The 9,619-nt window shown below is 65.1% G+C and carries 7 protein-coding genes and 1 pseudogene; all 8 read right to left on the bottom strand.

The features are described from left to right. Positions 1-280: pseudogene (locus tag V7116_RS10045) on the bottom strand (citryl-CoA lyase); the annotation flags it as partial. Further along, positions 277-1,206: a succinate--CoA ligase subunit alpha gene (locus V7116_RS10040; protein ID WP_324391782.1), complete on the bottom strand. Its 930-nt coding sequence runs from the start codon at positions 1,204-1,206 to the stop codon at positions 277-279. The gene V7116_RS10040 and the pseudogene V7116_RS10045, both read right to left, overlap by 4 nt. Beyond that, positions 1,190-2,761 (bottom strand): ATP-grasp domain-containing protein, encoded by a 1,572-nt coding sequence (locus tag V7116_RS10035; protein WP_324391781.1) that lies wholly within the window; start codon positions 2,759-2,761, stop codon positions 1,190-1,192. Before V7116_RS10035 ends, V7116_RS10040 begins: the two co-directional genes overlap by 17 nt. Before the next feature lie 4 nt (positions 2,762-2,765). Continuing rightward, entirely contained in the window at positions 2,766-4,877 is a 2,112-nt protein-coding gene (locus V7116_RS10030) for an ADP-ribosylglycohydrolase family protein (protein ID WP_324391780.1), read from the bottom strand. Positions 4,878-5,367: 490 nt separating this feature from the next. Next, positions 5,368-6,666 (bottom strand): ABC transporter substrate-binding protein, encoded by a 1,299-nt coding sequence (locus tag V7116_RS10025; protein WP_324391779.1) that lies wholly within the window; start codon positions 6,664-6,666, stop codon positions 5,368-5,370. A 120-nt stretch (positions 6,667-6,786) separates the two neighbouring features. Beyond that, positions 6,787-7,647 carry a carbohydrate ABC transporter permease gene (locus V7116_RS10020; RefSeq protein WP_324391778.1) on the bottom strand — a complete coding sequence of 287 codons (861 nt, stop codon included), beginning with the start codon at positions 7,645-7,647 and terminating at the stop codon, positions 6,787-6,789. After that, positions 7,647-8,594 carry a carbohydrate ABC transporter permease gene (locus V7116_RS10015; RefSeq protein WP_324391777.1) on the bottom strand — a complete coding sequence of 316 codons (948 nt, stop codon included), beginning with the start codon at positions 8,592-8,594 and terminating at the stop codon, positions 7,647-7,649. The genes V7116_RS10020 and V7116_RS10015 overlap by 1 nt, the downstream gene beginning before the upstream one ends. A gap of 40 nt (positions 8,595-8,634) precedes the next feature. Next, positions 8,635-9,618, bottom strand: a complete 984-nt coding sequence (locus tag V7116_RS10010; RefSeq protein WP_324391776.1) for an ADP-ribosylglycohydrolase family protein — start codon at positions 9,616-9,618, stop codon at positions 8,635-8,637. Position 9,619 lies beyond the last annotated feature (1 nt).

Here is a 9,619-nt window from a genome sequence, read left to right as displayed (position 1 = left end):
CCGCGATCGCCGCGTTGAGCGGCGCGCCCGTGCTGGCGGAGGTGCGCGCGGCCAGGGCGGAGGGCGGCGTCGCGCCGTGGTCGATGGAGGCGACCAGGATCGCGTCGAGCAGGCGGCCCGTTTCGGGCGTGGGCAGCGTACCGGTCAGCGCGAGGTAGATCGCCTGCGCGAAAGTGACGCGGCCCATCAGCTCATCGATGCGGTAGCCGCGCAGCCGCACTTCGTTGGGCTGCACCTGCGTGATGGCCGAATTCCAGTGCAAATCGTCGTGCTCGCTCACGAAACAGCCCCTTTCGGTTCCAGTGCGCCGATGCGCGCCAGTACGTCACGCGTGGCGGCGGGAATGTTGTTGAAGGCGTCCACGACCGTCGCACCCGCGTCGCGCAGCCGGGCGACTTTGCCCTCGTGCGTGCCGCGCCCGCCCTCGATGATCGCGCCCGCGTGGCTGAAGCGCGTGCCGCTGCGCGCGCTCTTGCCGCCGATGTAGGCGATGACGGGCTTGGTCAGCGCGCCCGCCTCGATCAAGTCCGCGACCTGCTCCTCCTGTGACGTGCCAATCTCCCCGAACATCACGATCGCTTTCGTCGCCGGATCCTGTTCGAACAGGCGCATCACGGCGGGATGGGGCAGGCCGACGATCGGGTCGCCGCCGACGTGCACCAGCGTCGAGGCGCCGATGCCCGCCTGGGCGAGATAGTACGCCATGCTGGTGGTGATGCCCCCGCTGCGGCTAGAGATGCCTACCGGGCCGGGGAAAAACCATTCGCGGGCGCTGGCGGCGCGCCCGCCCATCATGCCGAGCACGCCCTGGCCGGGGCTGAGCACGCCGAGGGTGTTCGGGCCGACGAACAACGCTCCGGCGCGCTGTGCGGCGTCCGCGATTTCGAGCACGTCGTAGATCGGCACGCGGTCGGGCACGATGACCAGCAGTTTTATCCCGGCGGCGATGGATTCCAGCGCGGCGCTTTTGACCAGCGGCGCGGGGATGAACAGCACACTGATGTCGATGGGGCCGGACTGTTCCCAGGCTTCGCCCACGGTGTCGTAGACGGGGATGCCCTCGATCGTCTGGCCGCCCTTGCCCGGCGTGACGCCCGCCACGACCTGCGTGCCATAGGACGCCATCAGGCGCGTGCGCGCCAGCCCTTCGCGCCCGGTGATACCCTGCACCAGCACGCGTTTCGTCGCATCAATGAGGATCGCCATGTGTCACCTTCTCCTGCTGCGCGCGGTACGCGTCCAATCCGGCGATGGGCAGATCGACGTAACCGCCCTTGTTGCCCTCGAAATAGCACTCGACTTCGCAGGCCAGGCACTCGATGCAGCCGCCGCGTTTGGCTGCGTCACGGGTGATGTTCAGCACCGGCACGTCGCCGTCGAGCGAGAGGATCTGCGGCACGCACGATGTGATACAGGCTTTGCTTTCGCAGTCGCGGCAGCGTGCGTAGTCGTAGGTCACCGTGCCGCCCGTGATCGTCTCGAAACTGTATGGCTCCTGCGGATTTCGCCGGGCGTAACCGGACGTCGCGCCGGGCGCGGCGCTGCCTTCCGCGATCAGGTCGCGCAGACGCGCGGCGCAAAAATCGGGCGAGTCGTCCTTGCCGTAGGCTTCGACCGGTACGGGCAGTTCCGGCTGGGCGCGTCGCAAGGTGGCGATGGCCTGTTCTTCCGCGTTGCCGCCGAGCCGGATCACCGCCGGGACGGCCAGCGGTTCTTCCATAAACGCTTTGACCAGCGCGCGGGCGGAATGGAACTGCTCCTGGCTGGCGACGCCGCTGCCGCTGGCGAAATAGCCGTCGATGCCGGGCTGGCTGAGGATGATGCGCGCCGCGCGGTAAACCTTGCTGGCCGGGGGATTGCCGCTCGTGTCCACGAAGTTGGCGATGCGCAGGCCGTGCGCTTGCAGCGCGTCCATGCTCATCATGCTTCCGCCGCCGCCCGCGCCGTGGAAGCCGACCACGCCCTCACCAGAGGCGAAATCCTGCTCCATCTGAATGAAGAAGAACGTGCCGCGATAGTCGCCGCGCTCCACGTCCCACGCGATTTTTTCCAGCGGCGTCGGGGGGCGATCCAGCTCGCGCGCGAAGCTGATCTCAAGCTCCGGGTGGCGGAACACGGCGTAGTCGTCGATGGTGAAGCGGCAGTCCGCCGCCATCAGACGGCCATCGGCGGTCAGCACCAGCGGGTTAATCTCCGCCGCACGCGCGTCGTAGTGCCGGGCGGCGTCGTAGAGCTTCGGCAGGAAGCCGCCCAGCTTGAGCAGCAAATCGCCGTGCAGCCCGGTGCGCCGGACCAGCTCGCGTGCTTCGAAATCGCGCAGGCCGAGGCGGATGTCGATGGCCTGCCGCGCAACGCGGTCGGGATGCTCGCGCGCGATGACTTCCACGCCGGAGCCGCCCAGACTGCTGAAGATCATGACCGGAGCGCGGGACTGGTCGTCGATGATCACGCCCGCGTAAAATTCCTGGGCGATGTCCAGCCGCTCCTCGACCATCACCTGCTCGACGGGGAAGTGGCCGATGGTCATGCCGAGGATGGCCGCTGCCGCATCGCCCGCCGCCGCCGGATCGTCCGCGAAGCGGATTGCACCCATCCCGGCGCGCCCGGTCACCCACGCCTGGGCCTTGATCACGACCGGTCCGCCGATCTCCGCCGCAAGCGTGCGCGCCTCACCAGCGCTGGCCGCGACCCCGCCGCGCGGGATCGGGATGCCGAACTGTGCCAGCAGCGCCTTGCCCTGATATTCGTGCAGTTTTGCCATGCGTTTACGCTTCCATTTCACCCACGGCGGGCGCAACGTTGAACGCTTCGCAGCGGGTATGGCTGCCGTGCCACGTCGAAAGGCCGATTTGACCGCTGAGATAGGGCGCGGGATCGGTGAAGGCCAGCACGGTGCGGCCTTCGTCGCCGTGCGCCTCGACCGTGATGATGCTTTCCTGCGCCGTGACGCGCAGCGTATAACGCGCGCCGTGATGCCACGCGAACGCCGCCTCCGCGACGCGCTCGTAGTCCTGGCCTTGTTTGCGATAAATCGCCAGAGTGCCATCCGGCCCCAGGCCGCAGGCATAGGAGCGCTGCGCGCCCTGCACGCGCACGTTGACGTAGTGGTGATCGCCAATCAGCGGGATGAGGACCGCCGTCACGGTGTAGTCGCGCCAAATAATGTCGCCCGTGTACGTCTCGCACAGGCCGATCCCGCTGCCGTGATACGCGCCGTCTTCGAGCCGCCAATAGCCGCGCAGCTTGGTCCACTGGCTGATGCAGCTGCCTTCGGCGCGCTCCCGCGCAAAATCGACGGCATAGGCCGGATCGCCGGACCAGTCCAGCGCGCGCAGGTGGAACGCGCCCGTTTCCCAATTCTCGCCCAGGTTGCGCACCACGACGCCTACGCGTGAGAGGCACGCGCCCGCCAGCTCCGGCACGGTGTAACGCAGGGTGTGCCATGCGCCGGGGGTGAGCAGCTCGCCGGGAGACTGGTGCGTCTCCTTATAATTATCGTCATAGACGAACAGGCCCGCGTGCAGATTGTCCGGCGCGTTCGCAGGGACGAAGACCTCCGCCGTGACGGTCTGGCCGGGGTGAATCAGCGGGGTGAAGGTCGCGCCGTAGTAGTTGCCGTTGAGCATACCGGGGCGCAGGTAGGTGTCGGTGTAGATGCGCAGCTCGCCCTTTTTGTTGAGCTTACGCACGCTGGCTTGCAATGTCCCGTTCGGATCGGCCAGCATGGACTGTCGCAGCTCGATCACGCGCCCGCGCTCGCCTTCCGCGTGGAAGTTCGAGGTCGAGCCGGGATAGTGGAAGTGGTAGCGGGGACGCGCCGGGGCTGCGGGTCCGCCCGCCAGCGCGCGACCCAGCGTGCAGAACAGGTCCGCGCATTGGGGAATAGTCAGCAGGTTGCGCGTGCCGATGATGCTGGCCGCGACCAACAGATCGTTCATCGGCTCGCGCCAGCGCCATTCGATGCCGTCCAGGCCGACGGCCACGCCCATGATCGCGCCGACGTTGCCGACGTTGCAGTCGGTGTCCCACCCGGCCATATTGGCGATCTGGATCGTGCGTGTGAAATCGCCTTCGCCGTAGGCCAGGGCCATCGCCACGACGCCCGCGTTGGGGATGATGTGCACCTCGCCGGGATAGCGGTCGTAGCCGAAGTTGGCCTTCAAATAGGCGTAACAAGCGTGCCAGTCGCCGGGATGCGCGCTGTAAAAGTCCACCATCGCGCGGGTGACGCGGGCGAATTCACTCTCCGCCGGGACGAGCGACAGGCCGATCTCGATCAGGGTGAGCGGATCGTGTTCCGCGAACGCGGCGCTGACCAGGGCCGCGATGAAGCGCCCGCCGTAAATGCCGTTGCCGTCGTGCGAGACGCTCGACGCGCGCGCGGCCAGATCTGCCGCCAGCGCAGGATCGCCGGGCGCGACGAGGCCCCAGATATCGCTGAAGATCTGCCCGCCGATCTGTTCCGCGAGCGCCGCGCCGTTCTGCGTGATCGAGCCGCTGCGCGGGGCGGGAATGCCGCTGGCGAGGTTGAGGTAAGCGGTGTGTTCGGTCGAGACGCCGTAGCCGCCCCACCACAGCGTGCCCTGCTGGTCGCCCAGGTAGTTGAGCCAGGCGTCCGCGACCTGCTGCGCGGTCAGGTCCGGCGATGCGCCGGCGTCTTGCAGCGCGCGGATCAGGATCATGGGCAGGGCCGTGTCGTCGTCGGGCTTGAACAGCTTGCCGGGCGCTTCGTTCAGGTAGGTGTCTACCGTGCCCAGGTTGCTGCGGATGTCGTCGTAGGTCCAGCCTTCGAGCGGCGCGCCGAACCGTACGCCGATACACTTGCCGACCCAACCTGCATAGACCCGTTCATCGTAGTCAGAAGGTATGCTTACCATGCCTCGCCTTCGTTTCGCTCCCTGCACTTAAATCGTGTCTGTTACGACCCTCACCCCCGGCCCCTCAGCCAATCAAGTTGGAGAGGGGAGAAACAGCGCCCATTGGGTTTTGGTGGGGCGGGGTTGATGCTATTTAACAAATGAATGCGGATCACCGCGACCTCACCCCCGGCCCCTCTCCAATCCAGGTTGGAGAGGGGAGACAATCAAACTCACCGGGATTTGTAGAGGCGGGTTTGCAACCCGTCCTCTAGCGGTTCCGACTTGAACAATCAACCCGCATCAACCCGCCCGGCTGCTGTTTTCGGATCCCTGTTCAACAGGGTTGGCGGGGCCGAGCGTCGCGCTTGCTTTTCCCTGATCCCTATCCCCTGTTCCCCAATCTCTGTTTGCTGCTTTTTCGTGTGCGTGGGGTGGGGACTTACTCAGCGCGCGGCCCCTCTCCGGGGACAAAAAGGGGCCGCACGTCGTTCCGGTTTAGACGGTGGAATTAGAAGTCGTAGTTGTCGTCCAGGCAGAACTGGGCGGTCTGCGCTTCTTCGCTCAACATCGATTCGAGGTCACGCTCGCCGTTCTGAATCCAGCGCACGCGCACGTTGTCGAACGCGGGATAGACGCAGTCCCAGAAGTACTGCGAGCGCAGGTAGTTGGCGACGTGCGTTTCCTTTTGCAGCTCGGCATAGGGCACGCTCAGGACCGGGTCGGTGTCCCAACCGAGTTCCTGCCAGACGGCGGGGCTGTTCGACGGCCAGATGCCCGCTTCGGCGGCCATGAGCTGCGCGTCGTGCGCGCCCAGCCACTCGATGAACTGCCACGCGGCGTCCTTGTGCTTGCTGTCCGACCACATGTAGTGGGCGTAGGAGTCGGTCCAGGCGATGCCCGGCTCGTCGGCGCTGTAGCGCGGCGGCGCGACGACGCCCCAGTTGAAGGTGGCGTCATCCGTCAGCGAGGGCAGTTCCCAGTTCGACACGGACTGCATGGCGACGTTGCCGGACAGGAACACCAATTCACCGTACTGATCCTGAAGCTCCGCCGGGGCCGCAACCTTGTCTTCAGTCACGAGGCTGAGGCAGTAGCTCCACGCCTGCGCGGCTTCGGGCGTGTCCATGTAGCCGACGACGTCCTTACCATCGGGGCTGATCACGTCCGTGCCGAGGTTGAACGACATGGCCGACCACATCATGCAGCCTTCGCCGCCGTTGATCGCGCCGACGCCGTACTGGTCGTTCTCTGCGTCGGTCAGTTCGAGGGCGAGCTGGCGGTAGTCTTCGACCGTCCAGCCGTCTTCGGGGTAGGCCACGCCTGCCGCGTCGAAGATGTCCTTATTGTAGGCGATGAACGACGCCACCGCATCGCGCGGGATGCCGTAGTAGTCGCCTTCGTAGACCGTGCGCTGCTGCGCGATGGGGAACCAGTCTTCTGCGGGGTTGATCAGCTCGGACGCTTCGATATAGGGCGTGAGGTCTTCCAGGAAGCCCTGATCGGCCACGTCGGCGGCATAGTAGGTGGTCCAGATGTCGGGGCCTTCGCCCGCCGCGATGGCGGTGGCGACGCGGGTGTTAAAGGCGCGGCTGGGGAAGAGCGACACCGCGACGCTGATGCCGGGGTGCGATTCTTCGAAGGCGCGGGCCAACTGGAAGTGCAGGTCGCGCGTGGCGGCGGTATCACGCCCGCGCTCGGTGCTCCACCACGTGATGGTGACGGGTTCGTCATCCTGGGCCTGGATCGCTGCCGCCGGAACGAGCATGGCGACGATCACCAGCAGAATAATCCATGTGCGCTTGTTCATTGTGAGCAGTCTCCTAAAAATGTCTCGGAAAAGTTGCTGAAAAACGTGCGATTCTGTTTCCCTCCGTGGCCTTCACCTCCTTCGGGCTGTCGCCACGATGTGCATACGGAAACCCGTGCATTAGCCTTTCAAACCATCGACCGAAATGCCCCCGATCAACTGTTTCTGTGCGAAGAAGAACAGGATCAGCGGCGGAATCATCGCCAGGACCGAACCGGCCATCAGCAGGTTCCAGTTGGTTTCGCGCGCGCCCTGGAAGAAGCTGAGGCCCAGAGACACGGTGAACATGTTGGGATCGTTGAGATAGATCAGCGGCTGCAAGAAGTCGTTCCACACGTCGATGAAGGTGAACACGATGACCAGCATCAGCGCGGGGCGAGTGAGCGGCAGAATGATGCGCCAGAAGACGTCGAAGCGGCTCGCGCCGTCGATGTAGGCGGCTTCGTCCAGGTCGAACGGGATGCTCATCATGTACTGCCGCACCAGAAAGATCAGGAATGGGCTGCCCGTGAAGGCGGGCAAGATCAGCGGCCAGTAGGTGTTGATCAGCCCCAGCTTCGAGAACATGATGAAGCGCGGGACGAGCGTCACCTGATAGGGGATCATCAGCGTCGAGAGCATGACCAGGAACAGGATATTGCGGCCAGGAAAGCGCAGCCGCGCAAACCCGTAGGCGACTGCCGTCACCGACACGAGATGGCCGACGATGTTGGCGGCGACCAGAAACAGCGTATTGGCGTAGAACCGCGCGAACGGCACTTCGTCGAACACCGCGGAGAAGTTATCCCACTTGGCCGGGTTGGGAATCCATTCCGGCGGGATGGCGAACGTCTGGTTCTGCGTTTTCAGCGCGGTCGAGAACATCCAGTACAGCGGGACCATGAACACGGCAGCCAGCACCATCAGGACCGTGTAGCCGGAAATGTTGTTGAAGCGCTGCTGGCCGCGCAAACCCATATGAAGACGATTGCTTAGCTGCATTATTTGGTCCTCTTGCGCTCCGCCTCGTAATAAACCCAATAGTTCGAACTGCGGAATACCAGCAGCGTGACCACCATAATGAACGCGGTCATGATCCAGGCCAGGGCCGAGCCGTAGCCCATGCGCATCGACTCGAAGGATCGGTTATAGATGTAGAGCATGTAGAACAGGCCCGATTGCAGCGGTCCGCCGCTGCGTCCCGCGGCGATGAAGGCCGGGGTGAAGGTCTGGAACGTGCCGATCAGCCCCAGCACGAGCTGGAAGAAGATCGTCGGGGAAAGCATCGGCAGCGTGATCTTGATGAACTTCTGCACGCGGTTCGCGCCATCGACTGAGGCGGCCTCGTACAGCTGGTCGGGCACGTTTTGCAGCCCGGCGAGGTAGATCACGGCGCTGCCGCCCACGCCCCACAGCGACATCAGGATGATGCTGGGCAGCACCCAGTTGGGATCGCTCAACCAGCGCGGGCCCTCGATGCCCAGCCAGCTCAGCATCGTGTTTACCAGCCCGTAGCGCGGGTTGAGCACCCAGACCCATACCAGCGAGCTGGCGACCTTGGGCACGATGTAGGGCATGTAATACATGGTGCGGAACAGGCCGATGCCGCGCAGCTTCTGGTTGAGCACGACCGCGATCAGGATGCCGCAGATCACTTCCAGTGGCAGGTAGATCACGGCGTACTTGAGCGTGACCATCACTGCTTTGCGGAAGTACGGGTCGGCGGTGAAGATGCGCTGGTAGTTGTCCAGCCCGACCCACTTGGGCGTGCCGACGATATTCCAGCGCGTGAAGCTCAGGATGAACGAGGCGATGATCGGCCCCGCGAAAAACACGATGAAGCCGATAATCCACGGCGAGATAAACATGTAACCGGCCAGAGCTTCACGCCGCTCGCTGTCGGAAAGCTGCGTCCAACTCCGTGTGAGGCGTTTGGTCAGGACACTCATACCATTCTCCTGTGGGCGTCTGCCGACCGGACCGGCGCGGCTAGAGCGCCAGCTCGACCAGCGCCTCCGCCAGCGCGATCACGTCTTCGTTCATGACGAACTTGAGGCTGACACCGCTCGCCACGCGGACCTGCTCGACCCAGCGCGCCGGGATCGCGTCCAGGCCGTGGCGCGCGCCGGAGAGCGCCCCGCACATGGCGGCGATGCTGTCGGCGTCGCGGCCAAAGTTGCACGCCCAGAACATGCCCTTGTGGAAGTCGCCGTCCGTCAGACGGAAGAGGGCGAAGGTCTGCGGGACCGCTTCGGCGCTCATCGAGTGCACGGGGGTCCAGAGCGCGGTGTGCAGGTCTTCCCAGGCAGCTTCGACCGAGTTTGCCGCGTCGCAGATCGCCATCGCGCGGTCGTACGCGCGGCCCAGCCAGCTGTCGGTCGGGATGTAGGTTCGCGCCGCGTCGAGAATTTCATCCGTGGAGCCGTCCACCATCGCCACGGCCATCGCCGCCGCGACCGCCTGCGCCGCCCATACGCCGTCGCGGGTGTGGCTGATTTCCGCGTCGATGCGGGCCAGCTCCGCCGCGCGCGCCGGATCGCCAGCCGCGACGATGCCGATGGGGGCGACGCGCATCGCCGCGCCGTCATCGTTGTTCTGCACGTTGTCGATGCCGGAGAGCGGGGGCAGGATGCCGCGCTTGATGTTTTCCACCGCGCCGTACAGCGGTTTGCCCGCGCGATCGAAGATGCCGCCCTGGTCGATGATGTGGGTCTGCCACGCGGCCAGCACCGCTTCGGGCGTGAGGTCGCCGCCGCAGTCCAGCAGGGCGCGGGCGGTCAGGAGGCCGAACTCGGTGTCGTCGGTGCTCTTGGCGCCAGGATAGAGATTGGTGACGATGCCATAGCGGCTGCGGTAGGCGTCGCTGCGCCCAAGGTCGCCCATTGCGTCCCCGATCGCCAGTCCGATCAGGCAGCCTTTGGCTTTACTGGTGAAGAGTGCTTTATCCTGGTGCAGCTCGTCCTGCGTGCGCATA

Source organism: Aggregatilinea sp. (assembly GCF_036822615.1).
GTDB lineage: Bacteria > Chloroflexota > Anaerolineae > Aggregatilineales > Aggregatilineaceae > Aggregatilinea.
This window is presented reverse-complemented; position numbering and strand designations above follow the sequence as displayed.

What these genes read in the sequence shown, in the direction of transcription:
- V7116_RS10025 (WP_324391779.1), bottom strand. Translation starts at nt 6,666, where the DNA reads ATGAACAAGCGCACATGGATTATTCTGCTGGTGATCGTCGCCATGCTC.
- V7116_RS10010 (WP_324391776.1), bottom strand. Translation starts at nt 9,618, where the DNA reads ATGCGCACGCAGGACGAGCTGCACCAGGATAAAGCACTCTTCACCAGT.
- V7116_RS10015 (WP_324391777.1), bottom strand. Translation starts at nt 8,594, where the DNA reads ATGAGTGTCCTGACCAAACGCCTCACACGGAGTTGGACGCAGCTTTCC.
- V7116_RS10035 (WP_324391781.1), bottom strand. Translation starts at nt 2,761, where the DNA reads ATGGCAAAACTGCACGAATATCAGGGCAAGGCGCTGCTGGCACAGTTC.
- V7116_RS10020 (WP_324391778.1), bottom strand. Translation starts at nt 7,647, where the DNA reads ATGCAGCTAAGCAATCGTCTTCATATGGGTTTGCGCGGCCAGCAGCGC.
- V7116_RS10030 (WP_324391780.1), bottom strand. Translation starts at nt 4,877, where the DNA reads ATGGTAAGCATACCTTCTGACTACGATGAACGGGTCTATGCAGGTTGG.
- V7116_RS10040 (WP_324391782.1), bottom strand. Translation starts at nt 1,206, where the DNA reads ATGGCGATCCTCATTGATGCGACGAAACGCGTGCTGGTGCAGGGTATC.